Genomic DNA, 23,735 nt, shown 5'->3' with positions numbered 1-23,735 from the left:
CTAGCCACAGTGACGGCGAGGATGATCAACATCGTAGCTTGTCGTTAACGTGATATATACAAAATACCCCGCCATTGGAATAAGCGATGCAAAAGCGTTACTGAACGCCTTAAGCGAATAAAAAGCAGCTCCATTGACCACTTTAGTGAGACTACGACTACCTATAATAAAGGCTGCAGCCCCTCCAAGGGCTGGCAATGCAAACTTGTACGCACAATTCACTTCAACTGTCATTCGATACATTAGCGAACCTGCGAAACAAACAAAAAGTTTTGTCTGCATTGGCTTCCGATTATACTTTAGAAAAGCCCACATTGAAATTGCTCTAAATAGATGATTTACAATGAGGACTCCTTTATATTGCTCAGAGTGTTTCTTAAAATACTGCTCTAATTGCTTCGTGGGGGTTTCCAATGGATTATATTTCGCAATCTGATGATGAAAATTTGTTGCACATGACATAAAAGAACTCCTCTAAATATTGAAATCCCCACATGATAAAGGTAAAGAGGTTATTTTATCAACAAATAAGTTGAATTTGGAGCATTTTTCTAGCTTCATGGTTGAATGAAACATATATTCATTGTAAAACCACAAATATGAGAACGATTAACACCCAAGAAATCATTAATGCAGTGAAACAGCTTTGTATTGATGGTTGCTGCACCCTAAGATGTGATACAGTAAAGGCCTTAAAAAAGGCCCAAGATACAGAGCCCTCTCCCGTCGAAAGAGAGGTCCTAGCCCAACTTGTTGAAAACAGCGAAATTACGACTTGCGAAAAACTCCCCTTTTGCCAGGATACCGGCCATGCTGTCTTATTTGTTGAAATGGGACAAGAGGTCTGTATCGAAGGAGGCTTTTTGACTGAAGCACTCAATGAAGATGTTAGGCAAGGATATAAGGAGGGATATTTACGGATGTCGATTTTAGATAATCCTCTCTCTTGAAAAAATACTGGGGATAATATCCCTGCAACTATCAATTATGATCTTGTTCCTGGGAATACCCTTAATATTTCTCTCCTTGTGAAAGAGGGAGGATGCGATATGAAAAGCGCCCTCAAGATTTTTAACCCCGCCTCAGGACTCAAGGCTGCTATGGATTTTATCGTCAACATTGTCGCAGCCGCAGGTCCCGAAGCCAGCCCTCCCACGACGCTTGGAATTGGAATGGAAGGGCCTTTCGCGCAAACTGCACTTCTCGCACAAAAAGCACTGCTTTGGCTGCTTGACAGACCCAATCCGATCCCTGAACTGCGCAAAATAGAAGAAGAGCTCCTTGAGCGAATCAATAAGCTAGGGATTGGCCCTGCCGGATTCGGAGGAAGAATGACCTGCCTTGGAGCACATATCGAAATGGGGCCCGCTCATATTGCTCATTTCCCCATTGCTTAATATCGACTGCCATTCCCACCGAGATGCGGAGGTTTCATTATAATGAAGCGGATTAGTGTTGAACTCCCTCTATCAGAGCAGACCATTCAATCGCTAAAAGTTGGCGATTATGTTCACCTTTCAGGAATGATTTTTACAGGGAGAGATGTGGCCCATAAACGATTTATAGAAACCATCGAAAAAGGTGAACCGCTCCCTTTCGCCCCCCAAGGGCAGATAATCTACTATGCAAGACTCACTCCAAAAAAACCTGGTTATCCCATTGGCTCTGCCGGCCCAACAACATCAACACGAATGGATCCCTATACTTCCTTACTCCTTGAAAGGGGGCTAAAAGGAATGATTGGAAAAGGGCACCGTTCCACTGAAGTGAGAAACGCAATTCAAAAATACCAAGCAGTTTACTTCAGTGCCATTGAAGGAACTGCTGCTCTTCTTTGCAAACGCATTTTAGAATCTGAAGTTATTGCCTATGCTGATTTAGGTGCAGAAGCCGTCTTTCGGTTGAAGCTGAAGGATTTCCCGGAGATCGTTGTCAACGATACCACGTGAGGCGACCTCTACGAGGAAGCCGAAAAAAAATACAAACAAAATTAAGGGGCTGAAAAACAGCCCCTCATGAAACTAAGATCAATAGTTTGAGAAAGCGAAGTCAAGAACATCCTCTTCTTCCGTATCAACAAGCTTTTTAACCCGTTGCTCGTAATCTTGGAAACCAGTTCCTCCAGGGATCATATGCCCCATAATAAGGTTGGCTTTAAAGTCGAGAAGGTAATCGGTTTTTCCTTCACAGGCTGCATCGGTAAGGACTCGAGTTGTTTCCTGGAACGATGCTGCAGAGACAAAGGATTCAGTACCGAGTGAAGCTTTAGTAATCCCGAGAAGGACCGGCGCTGCTTGAGCAGGCTTTCCTCCCTCATCAACCACTTTAGAGTTCTGCTCGTGAAAGATCTTCTTATCAACATTCTCACCATATAGGAAGGTGGTGTCACCAGGATCGGTAACACGCACTTTCTGGAGCATTTGACGAACGATAATCTCAATATGCTTATCGTTGATGTCCACCCCTTGAAGGCGATAAACTTCTTGGACCTGGTTCACAAGATACTTTTGAAGTTCTCGTACTCCACAAATATCAAGGATTTCCTGAGGCACAACCAAACCATCAGTCAACTGCTGACCTTTCACTAGGGTATCGCCTCTTTGAACGATTAAGTGCTTGGTAAGCGGGATGAGATGTTCTTCTTCCATTCCAGTATCTTCGTCTTTTACAACAACGATTCTTTTGCTTTTCTGCACACCTTTGAAGTCAACGACACCATCAATCTTTGCGATCTCAGCAGCATCGCGAGGACGTCTAGCCTCAACAAGCTCAGCTACTCGAGGAAGACCTCCAGTGATATCCTTTGTCTTGATCGCCCCTCGTGGCAATCTCGCTAAAAGATCCCCAGCGTGAACCTGCTCTCCTTCATTGACCGAAATAATCGCTCCCGACGGAATCGCATAAGTTCCTACAAGCTCTTCAAACTCTTTATCTGCGTAGATAACAATTTGTGGGTGCAATTCACCACGGTGTTGTCGCACTACAAGCTCAGTTTGGCCGGTTTGTTTACTCACATTGCGAATGGTTGAAATTCCTTCAACTAAGTCTTCGTACTTCACAAATCCAGGTTTTTCACAAATAATTGGAATATTGTGTTGTTCCCATTGTCCCACTCGATCTTTCTTCTTCACTTTCGTGCCATCTGCAAGAGCAATCTGTGTCCCTAGCTCAATGGTAAAGGTTTGAAGAGGCTCAATCGATTTTGTACCGAGAAGCTTCTTGTATTCATCCATAGAACGCCCTTCGTCACGAACAACGTGAACGAATCCATTCTTATTGAGTGCTAAGTGCATTCCTTCTTGGTTCTTTACTGTACGGAGATCGGTATAAACCAAAATCCCATCGTGCTCTGCGATCAAATCAGGTGTTGCGTGCGCAGATGCAATCCCCCCCAAATGGAAGGTACGCATCGTAAGCTGTGTTCCTGGCTCTCCAATTGACTGCGCGGCAATGACTCCAACAGCCTCTCCAAGAGCTACCTTGCGGCCATTGGCAAGGTTGACACCATAGCACTTCGAACAAACCCCACGTTTAGCCTCGCACGTAAGGGCAGAGCGCATCCGGATCGTTTCTATCCCGGCATCATCAATAGCTTCCGCTTGCTTAGTTGTAAGGGTGTCTCCTGCCTTTGCAAGAAGGGTTGCTTGGTCTCCTGGAACATACACATCATCACAAATAGTACGGCCGTAGATTCGGTCTTTGATAGGAAGAAGTTCTTCCTGTCCTTGTTTGATAGCTGCAACTTCAATTCCATTAAGGGTTCCACAGTCTTCCTCAGTTGCTAAAACATCCTGAGCAACGTCCACAAGACGTCTTGTGAGGTATCCCGAATCGGCTGTTTTAAGCGCCGTATCAGCAAGACCTTTACGGGCTCCATGAGAGGAAATAAAGAATTCAAGAACACTCAACCCTTCGCGGAAGTTCGCGGTAATTGGTGACTCAATAATTTCTCCCGACGGCTTGGCCATCAAGCCTCTAAGAGCTCCAAGCTGCTTGACCTGAGATTTGTTACCCCGGGCACCAGAGTCCATCATCAAAAAGAGAGGATTGAGCATTGTACCATCTGGCTCCGAGATCATCTTAAAGAGTTGATCAGCAAGTAGCTCAGAAACATCTGTCCAAATGCTAATAATCTTCGAATGTCTCTCTCCTTCAGTAATGACACCATCCTCATATTGCTTAATAACGACGGCTACTTTCTTTTGGGTATCTTGAACGATTTCCTGCTTATCATCAGGAATCGCAATATCTTTTACCCCCATAGAAAGAGCGGCTTTCGTTGCGTGGGAAAACCCAAGAGTCTTTAAACCGTCTAGAAAGCGAACACTTGCCTCCAAACCTATGTTTTTATAGGTATTGAGAACAAGCTCACTCATCTTCTTCTTGCGAAGAGCATAGTTTTGGAAACCAAGCTCTTTCGGAACGATCATATTAAAAACAACTCGGCCTGGAGTCGTTTCAATAACTCCAGAATCAAGACGAAGCTTGATTTTTTCATGAATATGAAGACCTAATCCGTAATCGTCTCGACGTCCCTCGCTTACTTTGTCTTTGCCAAACCAATTATAGCTTCCACCACCATAAAGAGCGTGGAGAACTTCTTCCGATGAAGTGAAGACTTTTGTCTTCAACCCATGTTCCTCCGGAAAGTAAATCGGATCATGCATAAGATAATAAAGACCCAAGATCATATCTTGAGAAGGTACCGCAGCAGGCTTTCCTGAAGATGGCAAGAAGATATTGTCAGGTGCCATCATAAGGACTTTTGCCTCAAGTTGTGCCTCTACAGAAAGAGGAACATGAACCGCCATTTGGTCCCCGTCAAAGTCTGCATTAAATGCAGTACAAACAAGGGGATGAATACGAATCGCTTTTCCTTCAATTAGGACCGGCTCAAAAGCCTGAATTCCCAGTCTGTGAAGAGTCGGCGCTCTGTTCAGGAGAACTGGATGTCCTTTAATGATCTCTTCGAGAACATCCCAAACTTCAGGGTCCCCTCTTTGAATCATTTTCTTTGCAGAACGAATTGTATAGACAAGTCCCCGACTTTTCAGTCGTTTTACAATGAAGGGCTCGAAAAGTTCAAGAGCCATTTTCTTTGGAAGACCACATTGGTTAAACTTAAGCTCGGGACCAACGATAATCACAGAACGGCCTGAATAGTCCACCCTTTTACCAAGAAGATTTTGACGGAAACGTCCTTGTTTACCCTTCAACATCTCTGAAAGGGCCTTAAGAGGGCGATTTCCTGCTCCCATCACTGGATGTCCATGACGTCCATTGTCAAAGAGAGCATCAACAGCCTCTTGAAGCATACGCTTCTCATTCCTGATGATAACTTCAGGTGTTTTGAGCTTAAGGATCGACTTCAAACGGTTGTTTCTATTAATTACCCTACGATAAAGGTCGTTCAAGTCCGATGTTGCAAACCGACCTCCGTCAAGAGGGACAAGGGGACGCAAATCAGGTGGAATCACAGGAATACAAGAAATGACCATCCAGTCGGGATTATTAGGGGAAGAAGCAAAATTCTCAATAATCTTGAGGCGTTTGGCCAGTTTCATTCTAGCTTGCATTGATCGAGTTTTACGGAGTTTCTCTTTAAGCTCGGCAATTACAGTTATGAGGTCTTCTTTTTCAAGAAGTTCACGGATTGCATCTCCTCCCATATTTGCTTTAAAAGCATCTGGCCCCCACTTCTCTTGAGCTTCACGAAACTCATGATCATTCAAGAGTTGCTTTCTCTCAAGCGTTGTAGAACCAGGATCGGTCACGACATACTCTTCGTAATAGATAATCCTCTCAAGGTCTGAGACAGACATCCCAAGGATATTGCCAATCCGAGAAGGTTGAGTTTTGAAAAACCAAATATGAACTACGGGAACAGCTAGCTCTATATGAGCCATCCTTTCCCGACGAACCTTTGACAAGGTCACTTCAACACCACATCGGTCGCAGATAATTCCCTTATGCTTGATCTTTTTATACTTTCCGCACGCACATTCCCAGTCGCGGGTAGGTCCAAAAATCTTTTCACAGAAAAGGCCACCTTTCTCCGGTTTAAACGTTCGGTAATTGATCGTTTCAGGTTTCTTGATCTCACCACGTGACCACTCGTTGCGCACAACGTCGTCAGACGCAATTTTGATCGTTAGTTTATCAAATTGAGAATCATGAAATTCATCTTCTTGCATGAAATTTCTCCAGGGAGCTCCTATAAATTATACTTCTTCTTCTGCGCATTCGGCGCGGACATCAAGACATAAACCTTGCATCTCTTTCACTAGGACATTAAATGACTCTGGAGTTCCCGCTTTAAGTGTATTGTCACCCTTGACAATAGACTCATAAATCCGCGTTCTTCCAGATACATCATCTGACTTCACTGTGAGCATTTCTTGGAGAAGGTGGGCAGCACCATAAGCCATGAGAGCCCATACCTCCATCTCACCGAAACGTTGACCACCCATCTGAGCCTTACCACCAAGTGGCTGCTGAGTGACAAGTGAATAAGGTCCAATCGCTCTTGCGTGAATCTTATCGGCTACTAAATGAGAAAGCTTAAGCATGTAGATATACCCAACAACAACCGGGTTATCAAAACGCTCACCACTACGTCCATCATAGAGATAGGATTTTCCTGTTTCAGAAAAACCTTGTTCTTTCATCATCTCCCAAATGCGATCTTCTGGAAACCCTTCAAAAACGGGACTCTTTACATAGATGCCCGCTCTGCGAGCCACAAGACCTAAATGCGTCTCAAGGAGCTGCCCCATATTCATACGAGAGGGTACACCGAGAGGGTTGAGAATGATTTCAATTGTCTGCCCATCAGGAAGATATGGCATGTCGGCAACAGGGACGATATTCGAAACAACCCCCTTGTTACCATGACGTCCTGCCATCTTGTCACCCACCTGCAATTTACGCTTAGTAGCAACATAGACTTTTACTTGGCGGATAATGCCGGGATCAAGTTCTATATCCCCTTTACGCATGTATTCGACTTCTGATTTGTGTTCCATATGAAGATGCTGCACAGCCGTTTCATAATCACGGAGAATGGTGCGAAGCACTTCATAGGTATCATTCTGAGGAAGGATTAGATGATCAGGATTTTCAGTCTCGAGCATTTCAAGCATTTCCTGGGTAATCTTATCCCCTTTCTTAATGAGAACATCCCCTGTAATACGATGCATAATGGGCTCAGGCGCTTCCTCTCCAAGGAGAAGTGCTCCAAGCTTTTCATGGAACTGCATTAGGATATCGGATTCTTTCTCTTTAAATTCGCGGTGAACATCTTTAATACGTGTTGCTTCTTCGACAAGTTCATCGTCTGTCTTAGATAAACGATCACGCCGGCTAAAAACTTTCACATCCATGACGACACCTTCCGTTCCCGGAGGAGCTGTCAAAGAAGCATCCTTAACGTCTGCTGCTTTTTCACCGAAGATTGCTCTTAAGAGACGCTCTTCAGGAGAAAGTTCAGTTTCTGATTTAGGAGTAATCTTACCAACAAGAATATCGCCAGGCTTAACCTCAGCACCGATACGGATAATTCCATCTTCACCAAGATCAGCCAGTGCTTCTTCAGAAACATTTGGAATGTCCCGTGTAATCTCTTCTTTACCTAACTTGGTATCTCGAGCTGTGAGCTCAAACTCTTCAAGATATACAGAGGTGTAAGCATCATCTTTGATGAGCTTCTCCGACATAATGATCGCATCCTCATAGTTGTAACCACACCAGGGCATGAAAGCTACAAGAACATTTTTCCCAAGAGCAACCTCTCCTTTGTCCATAGCAGGACCATCTGCAAGGGTATCTCCAGCAGTCACCTCATCCCCAACATTACAAAGAGGGGTTTGGTTTATTGAAGTCCCAGCATTTGAACGCATAAACTTATTTAAAAGGTAAGTCTTCTTACTCATTTTATTTGCTTTAGAAGCAACTATAATTCTGTAACCATCGACATACTCAACAACTCCATCTTCTTCTGCAATTACAACAGCGCCAGAGTCCCGAGCAATTCTCTTTTCAAGGCCCGTTCCCACTAGAGGTGCATCTGTCTTCAACAGTGGCACTGCTTGACGCTGCATATTCGATCCCATTAAGGCCCTGTTGGCATCATCATGCTCAAGGAATGGAATCAAACCAGTTACAACTGAAACAAGCTGCTTTGATGAAACGTCCATATGAGTGATTTTTTCCGACTCAATTTTGAGTGGCTCAGTCCGATAACGAGCCCAAACAATTGGCTCCTCAAACATGCTGTGATCATCTAGCGCCGCTGAGGCCTGAGCAATGACACACTTCTCTTCCTGATCGGCTGTCATATATTCAATCTCTTCTGTAACAATTCCGTCACGAACAATGCGATAAGGTGTCTCGATGAATCCAAACTCGTTAATCTTAGCAAAAGAGGAAAGAGAGGTAATCAAACCAATGTTTGGACCTTCAGGTGTTTCAATCGGACAAACACGCCCGTAATGACTCGAGTGAACATCTCGAACTTCAAATCCAGCTCGTTCACGGTTTAAACCGCCGGGCCCTAAAGACGAAAGACGCCTTTTATGGGTTAATTCCGCGACAGGATTTGTTTGATCCATGAATTGAGAAAGTTGAGAACGCCCAAAGAAGTCCTTCAAAACTCCAGCAAGTCCTTTTGCCGAAACTAATTTACCTGGAGTCAAGGTATCTGAAGAGAAATCAAAAAGATTCATTCTCTCTTTAATGATTTTCTCCATCCGAGCCAGACCAATTCGGCACTGATTCTGGATCAACTCACCTACCGAGCGCACACGTCGGTTTCCAAGATGATCAATGTCATCTACATGAACATCTTCATTTCCTTCTTTCAGCTTAATCAAGTATTTCAGAGCGTCTACAAGATCTTCCTTCTTCAGGGTGACGACTTCAAGATCTTCATCAGTTGTTTCTCTTCCAATCTTTCTATTGAGCTTATAGCGACCTACACGACCAAGATTATAGCGTTTAGGATCAAAGAAAAGTCTCATAATCGTCGAACGAGCATTTGAAAGCGTCGCAGGTTCACCGGGACGAATTTTTCGGTAAAAATCTTTCAATGCAGACTCATATGAATCAGTAGGGTCTTTTGCAAGCATTTTGATGATAGGGCTTGTTTCATCTGCGTCTTCAGCAATCCGGATAGCTTTAATTCCTGCATCAAACATTCGCTTAAGCATCGCAGTTGTGAGTTTTTCAGATGCTTTACCAAAAATCACCCCTGTGTCTTCGTCAAGAATATCTTCAGCAAGAATCTTACCAACAAGCTTAGGGAAGTCCTTATCTGATTTGATCTTTACGCGATAGGTGTTAAAAAACTCTTCGATAATATCAGAATCAGAGGAATATCCTAAAGTACGGATAAAGGAAGTGGCAAGAACTTTCTTGCGTCTCTTTTTCCGATCAACATAGATATAGATAAGGTCATTAATATCGAAAGAAGCTTCAAGCCAACTTCCTCTATAAGGAATAATGCGGAAAGAATACAAAACATTTCCTTTCGCATGTTTAGCTTGTTCAAAAGAGACCCCGGGTGAGCGGTGAAGTTGGGAAACAATCACTCGTTCGGCGCCGTTAATAATAAACGTCCCTTGGTCAGTCATAACAGGGATTGTTCCCATGTAGACTTCTTCTTCTTTAATTCCAGTTTCATCGGTAAGTCGGAACTTCACTTTCAACGTGACATTGTAAGTAATTCCACGTCTAATACATTCTTCTGGAGAATATTTAGGGACACCCAAGTTATACAAAAGATATTCCAGAACAGTTTTCTCGTCATAAGACTTGATAGGGAAAATCTCTCTAAAGACTTCCTCTAGTCCCATGTTTTCACGTTCATGGGGCAGTTTATCTTCTTGGAAAAACTGACGGAAGGATTTAACCTGAATTTCAATTAAGTTTGGAAGATCGATAATTTCTTCTCGGCTTCTAAAACTCACCCTTTCTGGGGGTCTTTTTAGCATGCAAATGCCTCCGTGAAATGGTTGATTCTTTAACTCGCTTTTGAGTCTTTATACTTTAAACGTTATATGGATGTGCAAAAGCAGAAACCTCAAAATGAGGTTTCTGCTTGCAGCCTAATTGCCTAATTTAGCAGCTCTTAGACATCTTTAAGTGCAACCTTTGCACCTGCGTCAGTAAGCTTCTTCTTAATCTCTTCAGCTTCAGCCTTAGGAGCACTGTCCTTTATAGCCTTAGGAGCACTTTCTACGAGTTCCTTAGCTTCTTTCAAACCAAGTCCTGTAACTTCTCTAACAATCTTAATAACTGCGATCTTCTTGTCAGCAGGGAATTCTTCCAGCATGACTTGGAAGTCTGTTGCTTCATCCGCAGCAGCACTATCTCCAGCAGCAGGAGCAGCAGCCATCATAACAGGTCCACCTGCCGCAGCTTTAACATCCCACTTATCTTCGAGGGCTTTTTTAAGTTTAGAAAGATCTAGAACAGTAAGTTCGCTTAGCGTATCTACTAATTTTTCAATATTTGCTTCTTGTGTGGGCACGGTTATTTTCCCCTTTGCGTTATTGTTTTGATTCTTCGTTTTGAACCTTTTGGTCCATACAGCTAACGACACCTGACATGGTAGCTTCCATAGCGGAAACCACACCTGACATAGGCGCTTCAAGAACTCCTAGGAACTGAGCTCTCATTTCATCTTGACTTGGGAGCTTGGAGATCTCTTTAAGATCTTCAGGAGAGCACATCTTGCCTTCGAAAAGGCCGCCAAGTACATCAAGAAGCTTGTCGTTTTTATTCTTAAAGTCATAAACTGCTTTTGTCGTAGCAACAGTATCTTCTCCAGAGTAGACGACACCAATATGCCCTGAAAGCATCTCTTTGTTGATAGCAAGACCTGCCTCTTCTGCAGCCTTTAAAAATACTCGCTTTTTAACGACACAAAAAAGCCCTCCACTATCAACAACAGAGGTCCTGAAATCCGAAGTTGTATTCGGATCCATCCCCAAGTAGCTCGTGAGAACAAACGAGGTCGACCCACTCAGTTTTTCCTTTATCTCATCTAAGAGAAATTGCTTTTCTTTTCTCATATTTTCTATATTCCTAACTAAGAGAGAGTGAATTTAGTTCGATCTTCAACCCAGCACCCATCGTCGACGAAACAAAGAGGGAACGCATAAAGTTTCCCTTAGCGGTTGGAGGCTTCATTTTCGAAATAGCGCCAATCAGGGACTCAATATTTTCTATAAGTTGTTCCTTAGAAAACGAAAGTTTACCGACAAAATTGTTAACCACGCCGTTCTTGTCGACTTTAAACTCAATTTTACCTTTCTTTAAGTCCTCTACAGCTTTCTTAACATCAGTAGTCACTGTTCCAGCTTTAGGAGCAGGCATTAAACCACGAGGCCCCAAAACTTTCCCTAACTTTCCAACTTCGCGCATCATATCAGGAGTTGCAATGACAGCATCAAAATCTGTCCATCCACCCTTAATTTTGTCAATCAGTTCCTTATCTCCAGCCTCATCAGCCCCAGCATCCAAGGCTTCTTTAGCCTTATCACTTTTAGCCAAAACAACAACTCGGATTGTTTTACCAGTTCCATGCGGTAGAAAAACAGTACTTCTAACTTGTTGGTCGGACTTCTTAGGGTCAACTCCAAGACGAAGAGCAACTTCTATCGATTCATCAAACTTTGCAGTAGGAGATGTTTTAAGAACCTCGACGGCTTCGCCCAGTCCGTAACTTTTGTCCCTATCAACAAGCTTTTGAATTTCTTTGTATCGTTTACTTCTGTGTGCCATGTTAATTACCCTTCTATGATATCCACCCCCATGGATCTAGCGGTCCCCTCAACAATGCGGCCAGCAGCCTCATCGGATCGGACCCTTAAATCTGGGCGTTTTTTATCTACAATTTTTTTCACTTGTTCTTTCGTAAGTTTTCCTACTTTATCACGGTTGGGAACTCCCGATCCCTTATCAATCCCAATTTCCTTGAGGATCATTCTTGCAACAGGAGGTTGCTTTGTAATAAACGTGAAGCTTTTGTCAGAAAAGACAGAAATTTCAACAGGGAGGAGCTCTCCAGCCTTGTCTTGAGTCTTCGCATTAAATTCTTTGCAGAAGGCCATGATATTTAATCCCGCAGAACCAAGGGCTGGGCCAATCGGTGGTGCTGGACTTGCTTTTCCTGCTGGAATTTGTAGTTTGATCTTTTTTTCAAATTTCTTTGCCATTTCGCTTCCTTATTCAACTCCTACGTCTTCTGTAACTTCTTCTACTTGCCAAAACTCTAAGTCATCCACTCGAGTATCCCGGCCAAAGATCGAGACCATTGCACTTAATCTTCCCTTCTCATGGTTAACTTCTATGACTGTCCCGATGAAATTCACGAAAACACCGTCAATAATCTTTACATTTTCTCCCACTTGCAATTTATGCTTATAGGCCACTTCACCTTTACGAGATTGAAGGTCTTGAAGAATCTCTCCCACCTCTGATGTCGAAAGAGGAACGGGTTTTCCTCCACCGAGAAAGTCAATAACACCATTCGTCTCTTTAACGTACATCCAAGAGTCGTCAGTGAGAATCATTTTAACCAGAGCGTATCCAGGCCAAAGGCGTTTTTCGCTAATCTTTTGCTCACCACGCTTCACCTCAGCTACATTTTCGGTCGGAACAACAATTTCCTGAACAACATCGGTCATCCCTGCCGCTAAGCGGCTTTCCTCAAGGTTCTTCTTTACCTTTTTCTCTTGTCCTGACATGACTTGGATGACAAACCACTGACCTTCCATATCTAATTTAAGCTCCTATTAATCGCACTAGGTTGCCTATTCCGTTCAGAACGAGGCGAATCAATAAATCAACCAAATAGATTCCGAGCCCTAGAAAAAAAATGGCCCCTATAACAATCTTCCCACACGTTCGAAGCTCGTCTTTAGTCGTCCAAGAGACTCTTTTCATTTCCTCTTTCATGTCATGGAGGAAGTTCGTCTTCTTGGCCTTCTTCTTCTTTGCCACGCTTAGTTCTGCTATTTTCTGTGAGACCGACATATCTGGCTTTTTTTTCATTGATCTTAATCTATTTTCTATCCGAGTGCGGAGGGATTCGAACCCCCGACCGTCGACTTTGGAGATCGATGCTCTACCAACTGAGCTACACACCCAAATAACTCTTCCTTAACAAAGAGTCTTAAAGGAGCTCATTAGAGCTCCCATATAAATCCACCTTTCGGCTACTGAATAATTTTTGAAACCGTTCCAGCTCCGATAGTTCGGCCACCTTCACGAATCGCAAATCTCATTCCTTCTTCCATTGCAACAGGGCTAATTAACTCACCAGTTATTTCTACGTTGTCACCAGGCATGACCATTTCAGTACCCTCAGGTAGAGTAACTGTTCCGGTTACATCAGTGGTACGAATGTAAAACTGAGGTCGATATCCAGTAAAGAATGGCTTGTGTCGTCCACCCTCTTCTTTTTTAAGGATATAGACGGTTCCCTGAAACTTAATGTGAGGTGTACAAGTTCCGGGGGCTGCAAGCACCATTCCACGCTCAATATCATTCTTGTCTACTCCACGAAGAAGAACTCCAACATTCTCCCCAGCGCGAGCTTCATCAAGAAGCTTATTAAACATTTCTAGACCTGTAGCAACACTCTCACGAGTGTCACGAAGACCAACGATTTGAATTTTATCGTTAATCTTAATAATCCCTTTCTCTACACGTCCAGTAGCAACAGTTCCTCGCCCAGAAATCGAGAAAACATCCTCAACTGGCATTAGGAACGGCTTGTCAACTTCACGCTCAGGAGTTGGGATTTTTTCATCAACAGCTTTCATTAGGTCATCAATCTTAGCTTCCCACTCAGCTTCCGCTTCAAGAGCCTTTAGAGCAGAACCTCGAATGATAGGGCAATCTTTATAACCCTGTGCCTCAAGCATCTCAGAGATTTCCATCTCGACGAGATCAACGAGTTCCTCGTCACCCGCACCAATTTGGTCCATTTTGTTGAGAAATACAACGATAGAAGGGACCCCTACTTGACGAGCAAGAAGAACGTGCTCTTTCGTTTGAGGCATCGGCCCATCAGTTGCACCTACGACAAGAATAGCTCCATCCATTTGAGCAGCACCTGTAACCATGTTCTTGACATAGTCAGCGTGCCCCGGACAGTCTACGTGTGCATAGTGTCTATTTTCTGTTTCGTATTCAACGTGACTTGAATTAATAGTAATCCCACGTGCTTTTTCCTCAGGGCTATTATCAATTGAGGCGTAATCACGAAATTTTGCACCACCCTTCTTAGCAAGATAGTTTGTAATTGCTGCGGTTAGTGTTGTCTTCCCGTGATCGACGTGCCCAATAGTCCCAATATTAACATGGGGCTTATTCCTTTGAAATGTTTCCTTAGCCATTGTAGTTATCCTCCGCTTAGGGTCGAGTCAGTTTCTATATGCTTTTTTGATGCCCAGAATAGGAATTGAACCTACGACCTTTTGCTTACCATGCAAATGCTCTACCCCTGAGCTATCTGGGCGCTTTCAACGTAAAGGTTAGTGCCCTTTCACTCCACCTTTACCCTTCAATAAAAGAGATGTGGAACGGCGCACACGCTTACAGTTCTCAAGCGAATGCACTAAAGCTTAGCTATCGAGTAAAAAAAAAGCAACACCAATTATATAAGAAGGTGAACTTTCTGCCAACCTCTCTACCAAACACAGAAAAATTTTCATAAAAAATGGTACCATAAAAACAGCCGCCTCAAGTCACTTTATGTTGTTTTTGATTACCTTGAGAGCGAAAATGGTGGAGTAGAAAAGAATCTGAAAAATGGAAGGGGTCTGAAAATTTAATATTACCCCTGGTTCTGCACAGGGGTATGAAAAGATCTTCTAATGTAGTCGAAAAAAGAGGAAATGATGGTTAAATTATCTTTGACGATAAATAATTCTTGCTTTCGAAAGGTCGTAAGGTGACATTTCCACCTTGACTGTATCCCCTACAAAAACTCGGATATTTCGCATTCTCATTTTTCCGCAAAGGTGGGCTAGGACGGTCATTCCATTTTCTAGGCTAACTCTAAATGTCATATTAGGGAGGAGTTCTTCAACCTTCCCTTCAATCTTAATCGTATCTTCTTTGGGCATATCTTCTCTTATTCAATATCAGTAAAAAATTGTCAACACATCCCGACAAGGAGCGGGAACAGACAGATTCTAATAGAGACGGTAATTATTCCAAAGTAAAAAATTTGTTGTTTATATTAAAAATTTTATTATTATATATAATAATATATTAATTATTTAATTATATTATTTTGAGTAATTTTATGTTATAATATACATATTAAATAGCAGAAAGCTAATAAGGGTTGCATGGAACCGCTAACAGTAACAAATACCCATAGGCCTGAGGCAAGCTCATTCCAGGTGAATACGCCTCAAAATCGATATGAATCTTTAGACCCTTCTGAATTAGCCAGTTCAGAGCGATCTAACGCCAAAAATTACAAGATTAAAACATATGTAGCTCTAGGGATCGGTTTATTCATTTTTGCGGTTGCTATAACACCTACAGCTGTCCTTGTTTCTAATCCTATTACTGCAACTATCGCTTCTGTAGCAGTATTTGTCTTCGGAGCAGGAATCTATAACACCGTTGTTAAAAACAAAATTTTTGCCCACTACAAAGGTCTTCAAGAACAAGCTGAAGCAAAAGCCCAAACCTATGAAGGGTACGCTGAGTCGATCAAAAATCTTAAAGCAAAGCTTCAAGGAAACCCTCAAACTTCTAATTGGTCTCAAAGAGAATGGAACCTTGCAGGAAGGGCCTCATACTGGAGTCAACAAACAAAAATGGCGACTGCTCAGATCGATGATCTAGATGTTCGCATTGGAAGATTGCATGAAACCCTTAACAGTGATCAAACCACCCTAAGTCCTGAGGACCGAAAAAAGTTAAAAGATGAGCTTACTGAAAAACGATGGGTTCAACACAGCCTTAGAGAAGGAACTCACCTTAACGCTAAAATAAATGCTGCTTTTTGCACCTATTTACTGCAAAACTCCCATGAAGCAAGAGAAGAAGGTGAATTCTTTACTGTTCACCCAATTTCACTGCTGGACTCGGATGTCCATGAAATAGATAACCTCCGTAGACAGAAACAAGGGCTCCCTCTAGTTAAAAAAAGAGCTTACCTAACCCTCAACTCGAATCCCAATGTAAAATTTTCTAGGGAGGAGCTCCGAAACATGAAAATCTCTGCCTTAAGTCAGGCAATTTTTGGGAGACAAAAAGCAGCATAAGCGATAAAATCCCTGGCAACAAATTTTTAAGTGTGTGCCATGGAATTCCAAAGCTGTCTTGAAAAACAACGCAAATTTCTAGAGACTTTCTCCTCTCTACCTACTCAGGAAGAAAAGTATCATCATGTGATAGAGCTGGGACGCTCTGCTTCACCTATGGACCTTGAGGATCAAGTTGAAAATCATCTTGTTCAAGGTTGTCAAAGCCTTCTTTACTTGAAAGTTGTATGCAAAAATAAAAAGCTCCTGATTTCCACCCACTCCGATGCTCTGATTTCCGCAGGATTAGCCTTTCTTTTAACGCAAGTTTACATTGGAGAACCTCCAGAAGCTGTGTTCAAGTGCCCCCCAACATTCATTAAGGAAATGGGACTTCTGAGCGCACTCTCCCCCTCCCGAGCCAATGGGTTAAATAGCCTTTACCAAAAACTGCAAAAGGAGTCTCTTAAATGGCTGACTTAAACCCCATCCTTTCTTGGAATCAAAGAACTCTACGAATTTTGGTCAGGGATAGTAAGCAACAGAAAAATTTCTACGAGGCCCTTTCTCTAACAGCTCATGCTGGACTTATTATTTTTGGCACTGGAGCGCTTACAACATTTGGAATGACAAGTCCAAGTTATTTTTCAATCACCGGGTCCCTCCTGATCGTTGGGTATGGACCAGCCTGTGAAGTTTCAGTTGAAGCTCTTAAATCACTCGCAGATTCTGCAGCTGCGAAATGCAGAAAGTATGAAGCGATTTATCGACACCTTGATGGGGAACTTGAGGATGTCCCTGATCTTTTAGGTAATAGAATTCTTATTGCTCAGTGGCACGCCCTTTCTCCTATAGAAGTCGATGATTTTGCTCTACCCGAACAGCTTTTAACGTCAGAAGAAGGGAGCGAGACATTCGCAAGATTTGCCAAGTTTGAAAGTGGTCAAATAGAGAATATGAGAAGAAAGATTTTTAGAGCTTATCTTATCTATGTAGCTAACAATCCAAATGACCAAAGAAAGGTTTCAGATTTCGGAGAATTCCACAATTGGAACGCAAAGCACCTGTATAGAAATATTCCTTACACAGTCTTCGGAAATATATTGAATAGAACAATAGAGCGCGAACAGCCAGCAACCTTAACTCAAGAGATTTTCACCCTAGGGTAACAAGCTCTTCTTGAGGAGGAAGCGTTATTTCTATCTTTCCACTCTCGTGAATAAAAATATCATACTCTAAACGAACACCAAACTCTCCCGGAAGATAGATTCCTGGCTCATTAGAAAAACAGGTTCGAGGGATTAGAGGGCGGTTGTCCTCTGTTTCTCGATTGTCAAGATTGGCTCCAGGCCCATGATTCTCTGTATGAATGTTATGACCGGTCCGGTGAGTAAAATAATCTCCATACCCCTCTTTTTCAATCACGCTGCGCACTTTTGCATCAACCTCAGCCCCCTTTATCTCCTTTCCCTTTGCATACCTTTCAATAATAAGATCAGTCCCAGCTTTTTGCGACTTCCTTACAATATCGAAAATCTTTTGGTGTCTTTGGGTAGGCTTTTCAGAGGCTACTCCCACACGGGTAATGTCGGCAAATACAGCATCTTTTTTATTTTTTTTGCACCAAAGGTCAATCAAAATGAAATCCCCTTTATGGATCACTGTATTTTTCTTTTTTGTAGGACAATAATGGGGATCAGCGGCATTTCCGTTCACTGCACAAATGGGAACCCCTTCTGTCAAGCAGTGATTCTTTTCAAACTCCCCCAGTATGAATTGCTGGACTTGATACTCATCGATAAATTCCCCCTTATCCAGACGGTTTTTAATGAGTTTCCAAGCATCTGTCACTGCATTTTCAAGAACCTCTGCTGCCTCTTTATGGAGCTTGTACTGCTCATCACTCCATAGACAGGTAAAGGATTGCAGGAAAGGGGCAGAACTCACAACTTTAGGCCCAAATTCTCTGATCAAATCAATAAGTCCTCCGTCAACTAGCGACACAGTCGGAATGGCTTGATTAGGAGAATATTCCATAGCAATTTTTTTTTGCCTGTGGAGAAGCTCTTCTAAATGGTGGTGCATTTCTTTCCATGAAGCATAAAGAGTTTTTTCACCGGGTAAATGGTCTAAGTTGTGGGCCTCAATTTTATGAACAAGCTTTTTGGGAACTCCTTCATAGGGAATCCAATAAAAACATCGACGGGTCATGAGCATTTCTTTCGGCACTTTCATTACCTCTAGAGCAAGAGGGTTCTTTCCGTGAAAGTCATATAGTAACCATCCATCGATATCATAAAACTGAAGTTGTTTCTGAATTTCTTCGACGTTCATGAATTTACCTGCAAACTAATGATACATGCATTGAATAAGGGCAGAGGCCGCCACCACTTTTAGTATTTGATACGGTTGCTGCATCTGCTGTATTAGAAAGGGTATCGAACTCTTATCACCTATATAACCCAGAGCCCCTAAAATGTTAACCTTCATTTCACGATCAACAGAAAAATATGCTTCCTGAAGCACTTTTACCGCTACGGATTCTCCCCCTGAAAGCGCTAGAACAAGCGCTGCCTGCACCCGAACATTTTCATCTTTCTCGTGAAGTAAAGTACGAAGAATTTCGATCGCTTCTTCTCCTCCTTCTTCAAGAAGAGTGCTCGAGGCAGCATACGTTACCCCAAGAATATGTTCTGTTAAAAAGCTCTTAACTGCATTCTCGGCTTTTGGATGTTTTAACGCAGTAAGCATTCCTAATATTTCTAGGCGTGTGAGATGATCCACCATTGTTGGATATTGAGGAACCTGAGGAACATGACAAATTTTTGAAGGTGCTAAGACTTGGAATAAGGGGGATTGTGTTCCATCCCACATCAGTTTTCCCCTTTGAAGCATCAAGAACGTATAGAGGGTGTCAGAAAGTCTCTCAGGGTTTCCGCCCTGGCCAATTCCACCTAGTGCTAAGTTTGCCTTCACAAAAGGATCTGGGGTGATTTTTAAGACTTGATGAGAAAGATTCATTCCAACACTCCCCAGTCTTCCCAAAACAAAGGCAGCCAACCGCCTAGAAGACTCATCGGTTGAATAAACCCATTGACGAACGACTTGCAGCGATGTCTCAGGAGCAAACTGGGAAACAACCCAAGCTGCAGTTAGCGCAACTGGGGGGTGGGAATCCTCAGTCATATCAATCATTTTTGCCAAAGTTTCAGGGCCTAAATTATTGATACCCATAAAGTAAAGAGTTGTTAAGGCAGCCATCCGAACATCCGAAGTGTGGTCTTCTAAAAGAAGCTCGATCATTGAAGTCTTTTGACAGAGGTCAAGGTGCGATACGATTTGGCAAGCCAAATGACGCAACCCTGCTCGTTTTGAGTGAATCAGTTTCAGTAGTTCTTCATCACCAACATCTTCATAAATATTAACAAGAGAAGCAATCGCTGCCCCTTTTTCCTCTGCTGTTGTCCGAGACCTAACAATAAGATTTTTTAGAGGCTCTTTGATCTCTTTTACTTCCATGGCGCCAAGTGCTTTAATCACCTCTAATCGAACAAACCAAGTCTTTTCCTGGCTAAGGAGTCTCGTGAGCTCTTCGATCAGGGAAACATCACGATAGTGCGGCGATAGCTGCGCGGCCATGGATCGGAGTAGTGCATTGGAAGAGCTCAATTGATTATGAAGCATTTGCACAGCACGAACATCATCAGTGTAATATGCACTCATAAGAGAAGCAATATTGACAACAAACTGAGGCGAATTTTCAGAACGCGTTAAGACTCCCCAGGCCAAAGTTTCAATAAGATCAGAATTTTCTTCTTTAAGTCCTAGATGATTCCACCCCATAATTGCTTCATCATCTTTTCCATTTTCGGCAAGAGTGCGCACATAGACTCTCTTCAACCCATCAGAATCAGGGTACTGTTGAAGACCTTCCTCACAAGCATGGAGAGCAGAATGGTAATCATAAATCAAAAGATGAGAATGAATCCTTTTGATTACTTCTGTTTCCGTCGCATAAAGGGAGGACAATAGAAGCAAAAATACGATAAATTTCATAGGGTCATGCCATTGGGCCGAGCGCTTTTCCACCAATTAAATGAAAATGAAGGTAGAAAACCGATTGCCCTGCTTTAGTTCCAATATTTGTCAGCAATCGGTAATTGTCTGCAACCCCAAATTTCTCAGCAAGGGATTGAGTAACGTCTATAATTTCACTCATCACACTGAGATCTTCTTTGGGAACCTCCTGGAGTGATCGATATTCCTTTTTGGGAATCAAAAGAAGGTGAACAGGTGCTTGTGGACTAATATCCTTTATAACAAGAAGTGTATCGCTTTCAAAGACTTTAGAAGAAGGAATGTCTCCCTTGATAATCTTTCCAAAAATAGTACTCACCGCATTTTCCTCTGGATATATTCTAGAGCTTTTTCAGCATCTTCCTTAGTCTCCCAAATAGAGATAAACCTTCCCTTATGGCAAAATACTGCCCCTGAAATTCCTGACTTGCTCTTAAGCTCTCCATTGATGAGTCCTGCCCACTCTTTTGGCATGGGAACTCTCACCTGCATCCGCTTATCATAAGAAGGCGGAATTCCTCGAAGTTTCCATTGATCTCCTGCAGGCATAATAATGAATTGTGCTACATGTTTGCTACCCCCTAGATCAAAGAAGGACTCGATCCAAGGCATAGCCTCATCAAAGTACATCACTTTTTGCCGTTTATCCATCTCAGACTTAATCTTTCCTCTACACTCTTGAATATACTTATACTTTGCAACCAATCGAGTTAGGTGCCCCAAACAAAAATCAAGAGCTTGGAAAAAAGCCCCCTGAAAAACTTCTTTATTCGCATCATATCGAACGGGAACAAAATTAGCGATTACAGAAGAAAAAGAGCAATGCCCCATCGCCGGCGCAGATTTCCCATTGTCGATTGCATCCACCCCCATTACAAGAGAGCCATTGATATATTGGTATAGTTTAGCATCAAGAATCTTCTGATCCTTCAGATGTTTAAGGATCATTCCGGCGCTACTAAAGCTTCCACTATAATTAGATTGATGGTGATCAAAACGCTTGATAGATGGATCATAGATTCCACCAACATCACAAACGTATTCACACTTCGCAAGCAAATTTTGATCTCGTGTCCGAACAATACCTTCCAGATCGATGAGATCAAACAAGAGCAAAAGAGCACATGCCGTCACCTCATCTGCGTGAAAGCTCCCATCGTGAGTACCAAGTGTGCGATACTTTGTCTCTGCATTTTCCATGAACCGACTAATCGTACTCCTTAAAAATTAATTGCTCAAGAAGAAAGATTTCCCTATAGAGAAATTATGAGAGCACCTTTATCATTTTTGCATCATGACCTAGTCACCCCTGATGGGAAAATCATCTCGATATCTCCTATCGATCAAAAACGAATAGAAGTAAAGGTGCAAATAGAAAATATTTCTCCTTCATTTTTAGGATTTGACATTGATCAAAGTCTAGTCTTGTTTAATCTAAAAAGTACACTTGCTCAACTTGGGGTAAACGCCACCCTAAAAGAAATGGATCTCTCAAAAACAAAACGAAGCGGCGTGGTTTTTGTTGAGCTTTTTGCTCTCTCTAACGAAGGAGAAACCATTCTTTCTCACCTTCAAGAAGAGACCTATATTGGCAAGCTATTTGCTGCCGATGAACGAAGAAGAGTCCGTGAACCAATCTATCTGTCGCGAATATTTGGGCGCAGCGATCGCGCTGGTAAGCCCCTTCTTTCTCTTGGAGAAGAAGATGGAAAGGCTAATTGGACTTTAGAGCAAATCGATGGGAGAATGATTGCATTTCTCCCCCTCAAGAAAGGCATTCAAACCTACAAAAACCAAGTAAATGGGTTAATACCCATTCTTGTTGAAGCTCTAAAACACCCCAATATTAAGGTGAGAGAACTCATCCATCTTACCCAAAAATGGGAAGAAAAAAAACGCGTCGTGAATGGAGGACTCCTTCTTGTCAATACCCTTCCCCTTCACATCCGAACAGTATTTGCTCATGTTGTTAATGACTTTCTTCCTGAAGGAGTTCAACACACAGCCGCATCCATTCTTCAGCCTGATACCTTTGCCTCCGGAGATATCTATGAGCTCTATGGGAAGAGCTCTGAAGAAGTCACACAGATCCCTCTCGAATTTTACACTCTTGATCCCTATCGAGAACATGTCTTTTTTTCGGATAGAGACCAACTTCAAGCCTCAATTGATGACCCTAAAATTCTCTTCAAGGCACTCGAAACAGCTCCAAATCCAACTCACCATAAATGCGCTACCTTTGTTGTAAAGGGAGATCAACTTCACAACCTATCCCCTAATGATTGGATCCAAACCGAATCAACGCATAAAGAGTTTCCTGGTTTTTTTCACCCAACTGAGCAGGCAGAAAAAGTCGAAAAATATATGCATGCGCAACCTTCCTATCCCTACTTGGAAGCGATCGAAAAAGGGATGATTACAAGCCAAGGGATTCTGCTTAGTCGATTTTTTCCTTCACCAATTATGAAACGCATGCTCCTCAGTGAGCAGGTCTACGACTGTTTGAAAGGAATCTACTTCGAACAACCCTCACGCTCGCATGGAGAATACTTTTCCCATGAAGATCGCTCCCTATTCCTGGATTTAGCAAAGTTTGGGGTTTCAATCTACTGGCTGGACCGAAGGTGCAATAAAATCCTTCGCTATGTTCCTAAACCTGGTAAGGATTCTGGAATGTTTGTTCCCCTTTCTAAAGTAGAAACCTTCATTGCAGCTACCATGGTTGGTATCTATGGATCGAACCTTATGGAGGGAAGCTTCGAACCTCTTATCCAAGACCTGCTCAAAGGGCTGCTTCAAATGAAGGAAGGTTGCAGTCACCGACTTCTGAATCCAGAGACTCCCTTAGCCCTCGTCACTGGAGGAGGCCCAGGAATGATGAGCGTTGGAAACCGCATTGCCAAAGACCTTGGGATTCTTTCATGCGCAAATATTCTCGACTTTCGCACAAACAAAAATCAAGTCGTTAATGAGCAGGAACAAAATCCCTTCATCGAAGCAAAAATGACCTATCGCCTGGATCGCTTAGTAGAAAGGCAAGCCGAGTTCCATCTTGACTTTCCTATCTTTCTTACAGGAGGAATTGGAACTGACTTTGAATACGCCATTGAGGAGACTCGCCGAAAAACTGGGGTCAAATCCCCTAGCCCAGTCCTCCTTGTCGGCTCACCAGAGTACTGGAAACATAAAATCACTACGCGCTTCGAATGTAACATAAATGCCGGAACCATCGCCGGCTCCGAATGGATGAGCAATTGCTTTTTCTGTATTCAAAATGCTAAGCAGGGATTAAAAGTTTACGAGAATTTTTTCACAGGAAAACTCTCGATTGGACCTCAAGGTCCGATCTATCCAGAAGGGTTTAAAGTTGTTGACCACTAGTAA

At 42.6% G+C, this 23,735-nt stretch carries 20 protein-coding genes, 2 tRNA genes and 1 pseudogene; 6 read left to right on the top strand and 17 right to left on the bottom strand.

Annotated features, from left to right (window positions below; genetic code table 11):
- On the bottom strand, positions 1-462 hold the full coding sequence (locus R2I63_RS08890; protein WP_316356926.1) for a hypothetical protein: 462 nt from the start codon (positions 460-462) through the stop codon (positions 1-3).
- A gap of 137 nt (positions 463-599) precedes the next feature.
- Here R2I63_RS08890 and R2I63_RS08885 point away from each other — a divergent pair.
- Together R2I63_RS08885 and R2I63_RS08880 are read left to right on the top strand one after the other, a co-directional pair.
- Positions 600-1,397: pseudogene (locus tag R2I63_RS08885) on the top strand (fumarate hydratase).
- A gap of 42 nt (positions 1,398-1,439) precedes the next feature.
- Positions 1,440-1,949, top strand: a complete 510-nt coding sequence (locus R2I63_RS08880) for a FumA C-terminus/TtdB family hydratase beta subunit (protein ID WP_316356923.1) — start codon at positions 1,440-1,442, stop codon at positions 1,947-1,949.
- 78 nt (positions 1,950-2,027) lie between these two features.
- On the opposite strand, the gene rpoC is transcribed toward R2I63_RS08880, so the two are convergent.
- The 12 genes from rpoC to infA form a co-directional block, all read right to left on the bottom strand.
- Positions 2,028-6,194, bottom strand: coding sequence for a DNA-directed RNA polymerase subunit beta' (gene rpoC, locus R2I63_RS08875; RefSeq protein WP_316356921.1), 4,167 nt, complete (start codon positions 6,192-6,194; stop codon positions 2,028-2,030).
- 27 nt (positions 6,195-6,221) lie between these two features.
- Positions 6,222-9,989: a DNA-directed RNA polymerase subunit beta gene (gene rpoB / locus R2I63_RS08870; RefSeq protein WP_316356919.1), complete on the bottom strand. Its 3,768-nt coding sequence runs from the start codon at positions 9,987-9,989 to the stop codon at positions 6,222-6,224.
- Between the two features lie 137 nt (positions 9,990-10,126).
- Entirely contained in the window at positions 10,127-10,528 is a 402-nt protein-coding gene (rplL, locus tag R2I63_RS08865) for a 50S ribosomal protein L7/L12 (protein WP_445083641.1), read from the bottom strand.
- Between the two features lie 19 nt (positions 10,529-10,547).
- Positions 10,548-11,072: a 50S ribosomal protein L10 gene (rplJ, locus tag R2I63_RS08860; RefSeq protein ID WP_316356916.1), complete on the bottom strand. Its 525-nt coding sequence runs from the start codon at positions 11,070-11,072 to the stop codon at positions 10,548-10,550.
- 13 nt (positions 11,073-11,085) lie between these two features.
- Positions 11,086-11,784 (bottom strand): 50S ribosomal protein L1, encoded by a 699-nt coding sequence (rplA, locus tag R2I63_RS08855; protein WP_316356914.1) that lies wholly within the window; start codon positions 11,782-11,784, stop codon positions 11,086-11,088.
- Positions 11,785-11,789: 5 nt separating this feature from the next.
- A complete protein-coding gene (gene rplK / locus R2I63_RS08850; RefSeq protein WP_316356912.1) occupies positions 11,790-12,218 on the bottom strand; it encodes a 50S ribosomal protein L11 in 429 nt (142 codons plus the stop codon).
- Between the two features lie 9 nt (positions 12,219-12,227).
- Positions 12,228-12,779 (bottom strand): transcription termination/antitermination protein NusG, encoded by a 552-nt coding sequence (gene nusG, locus R2I63_RS08845; RefSeq protein ID WP_316356910.1) that lies wholly within the window; start codon positions 12,777-12,779, stop codon positions 12,228-12,230.
- Between the two features lie 7 nt (positions 12,780-12,786).
- On the bottom strand, positions 12,787-13,056 hold the full coding sequence (gene secE / locus R2I63_RS08840; protein WP_316356907.1) for a preprotein translocase subunit SecE: 270 nt from the start codon (positions 13,054-13,056) through the stop codon (positions 12,787-12,789).
- A gap of 22 nt (positions 13,057-13,078) precedes the next feature.
- Positions 13,079-13,151 (bottom strand) — tRNA-Trp (locus R2I63_RS08835).
- 69 nt (positions 13,152-13,220) lie between these two features.
- Positions 13,221-14,405 carry an elongation factor Tu gene (gene tuf / locus R2I63_RS08830; protein WP_316356906.1) on the bottom strand — a complete coding sequence of 395 codons (1,185 nt, stop codon included), beginning with the start codon at positions 14,403-14,405 and terminating at the stop codon, positions 13,221-13,223.
- Positions 14,406-14,455: 50 nt separating this feature from the next.
- Positions 14,456-14,527: transfer RNA gene (locus R2I63_RS08825), tRNA-Thr, on the bottom strand.
- A 391-nt stretch (positions 14,528-14,918) separates the two neighbouring features.
- Positions 14,919-15,137, bottom strand: a complete 219-nt coding sequence (gene infA / locus R2I63_RS08820; RefSeq protein WP_316356904.1) for a translation initiation factor IF-1 — start codon at positions 15,135-15,137, stop codon at positions 14,919-14,921.
- 228 nt (positions 15,138-15,365) lie between these two features.
- On the opposite strand from infA, the gene R2I63_RS08815 reads away from it, so the two are divergent.
- The 3 genes from R2I63_RS08815 to R2I63_RS08805 are packed head-to-tail and all read left to right on the top strand — an operon-like array spanning position 15,366 to position 17,443.
- The gene (locus R2I63_RS08815) at positions 15,366-16,295 is read left to right on the top strand and encodes a hypothetical protein (protein ID WP_316356902.1); all 930 of its coding nucleotides are present in this window, start codon (positions 15,366-15,368) and stop codon (positions 16,293-16,295) included.
- Positions 16,296-16,334: 39 nt separating this feature from the next.
- A complete protein-coding gene (locus R2I63_RS08810) occupies positions 16,335-16,757 on the top strand; it encodes a SufE family protein (protein WP_316356900.1) in 423 nt (140 codons plus the stop codon).
- A complete protein-coding gene (locus R2I63_RS08805; RefSeq protein ID WP_316356897.1) occupies positions 16,745-17,443 on the top strand; it encodes a hypothetical protein in 699 nt (232 codons plus the stop codon). The genes R2I63_RS08810 and R2I63_RS08805 overlap by 13 nt, the downstream gene beginning before the upstream one ends.
- Here R2I63_RS08805 and R2I63_RS08800 read toward each other — a convergent pair.
- From R2I63_RS08800 to R2I63_RS08785, 4 genes are read right to left on the bottom strand one after another with little or no spacing between them, the layout of a single operon-like run.
- Positions 17,430-18,608: a M24 family metallopeptidase gene (locus tag R2I63_RS08800; RefSeq protein WP_316356894.1), complete on the bottom strand. Its 1,179-nt coding sequence runs from the start codon at positions 18,606-18,608 to the stop codon at positions 17,430-17,432. The two genes, R2I63_RS08805 and R2I63_RS08800, sit on opposite strands and share 14 nt — an antisense overlap.
- A gap of 15 nt (positions 18,609-18,623) precedes the next feature.
- Positions 18,624-20,330, bottom strand: a complete 1,707-nt coding sequence (locus R2I63_RS08795) for a HEAT repeat domain-containing protein (protein ID WP_316356891.1) — start codon at positions 20,328-20,330, stop codon at positions 18,624-18,626.
- A gap of 4 nt (positions 20,331-20,334) precedes the next feature.
- A complete protein-coding gene (locus tag R2I63_RS08790) occupies positions 20,335-20,670 on the bottom strand; it encodes a histidine triad nucleotide-binding protein (protein ID WP_316356888.1) in 336 nt (111 codons plus the stop codon).
- Positions 20,667-21,551: an MYG1 family protein gene (locus tag R2I63_RS08785; RefSeq protein WP_316356886.1), complete on the bottom strand. Its 885-nt coding sequence runs from the start codon at positions 21,549-21,551 to the stop codon at positions 20,667-20,669. Before R2I63_RS08785 ends, R2I63_RS08790 begins: the two co-directional genes overlap by 4 nt.
- Before the next feature lie 66 nt (positions 21,552-21,617).
- On the opposite strand from R2I63_RS08785, the gene R2I63_RS08780 reads away from it, so the two are divergent.
- Positions 21,618-23,732: an LOG family protein gene (locus R2I63_RS08780; RefSeq protein ID WP_316356884.1), complete on the top strand. Its 2,115-nt coding sequence runs from the start codon at positions 21,618-21,620 to the stop codon at positions 23,730-23,732.
- The last annotated feature ends 3 nt before the right edge of the window (positions 23,733-23,735 follow it).

Origin of the sequence: Candidatus Neptunochlamydia sp. REUL1, assembly GCF_963457595.1 — a bacterium.
GTDB lineage: Bacteria > Chlamydiota > Chlamydiia > Chlamydiales > Simkaniaceae > Neptunichlamydia.
This window is presented reverse-complemented; position numbering and strand designations above follow the sequence as displayed.

Bases quoted from the DNA above. Each gene is read 5' to 3' on its own strand.
- R2I63_RS08890 (WP_316356926.1), bottom strand. From the start codon at position 462: ATGTCATGTGCAACAAATTTTCATCATCAGATTGCGAAATATAATCCA.
- R2I63_RS08880 (WP_316356923.1), top strand. From the start codon at position 1,440: ATGAAGCGGATTAGTGTTGAACTCCCTCTATCAGAGCAGACCATTCAA.
- rpoC (WP_316356921.1), bottom strand. From the start codon at position 6,194: ATGCAAGAAGATGAATTTCATGATTCTCAATTTGATAAACTAACGATC.
- rpoB (WP_316356919.1), bottom strand. From the start codon at position 9,989: ATGCTAAAAAGACCCCCAGAAAGGGTGAGTTTTAGAAGCCGAGAAGAA.
- rplJ (WP_316356916.1), bottom strand. From the start codon at position 11,072: ATGAGAAAAGAAAAGCAATTTCTCTTAGATGAGATAAAGGAAAAACTG.
- rplA (WP_316356914.1), bottom strand. From the start codon at position 11,784: ATGGCACACAGAAGTAAACGATACAAAGAAATTCAAAAGCTTGTTGAT.
- rplK (WP_316356912.1), bottom strand. From the start codon at position 12,218: ATGGCAAAGAAATTTGAAAAAAAGATCAAACTACAAATTCCAGCAGGA.
- nusG (WP_316356910.1), bottom strand. From the start codon at position 12,779: ATGGAAGGTCAGTGGTTTGTCATCCAAGTCATGTCAGGACAAGAGAAA.
- secE (WP_316356907.1), bottom strand. From the start codon at position 13,056: ATGAAAAAAAAGCCAGATATGTCGGTCTCACAGAAAATAGCAGAACTA.
- tuf (WP_316356906.1), bottom strand. From the start codon at position 14,405: ATGGCTAAGGAAACATTTCAAAGGAATAAGCCCCATGTTAATATTGGG.
- infA (WP_316356904.1), bottom strand. From the start codon at position 15,137: ATGCCCAAAGAAGATACGATTAAGATTGAAGGGAAGGTTGAAGAACTC.
- R2I63_RS08815 (WP_316356902.1), top strand. From the start codon at position 15,366: ATGGAACCGCTAACAGTAACAAATACCCATAGGCCTGAGGCAAGCTCA.
- R2I63_RS08810 (WP_316356900.1), top strand. From the start codon at position 16,335: ATGGAATTCCAAAGCTGTCTTGAAAAACAACGCAAATTTCTAGAGACT.
- R2I63_RS08805 (WP_316356897.1), top strand. From the start codon at position 16,745: ATGGCTGACTTAAACCCCATCCTTTCTTGGAATCAAAGAACTCTACGA.
- R2I63_RS08800 (WP_316356894.1), bottom strand. From the start codon at position 18,608: ATGAACGTCGAAGAAATTCAGAAACAACTTCAGTTTTATGATATCGAT.
- R2I63_RS08795 (WP_316356891.1), bottom strand. From the start codon at position 20,330: ATGAAATTTATCGTATTTTTGCTTCTATTGTCCTCCCTTTATGCGACG.
- R2I63_RS08785 (WP_316356886.1), bottom strand. From the start codon at position 21,551: ATGGAAAATGCAGAGACAAAGTATCGCACACTTGGTACTCACGATGGG.
- R2I63_RS08780 (WP_316356884.1), top strand. From the start codon at position 21,618: ATGAGAGCACCTTTATCATTTTTGCATCATGACCTAGTCACCCCTGAT.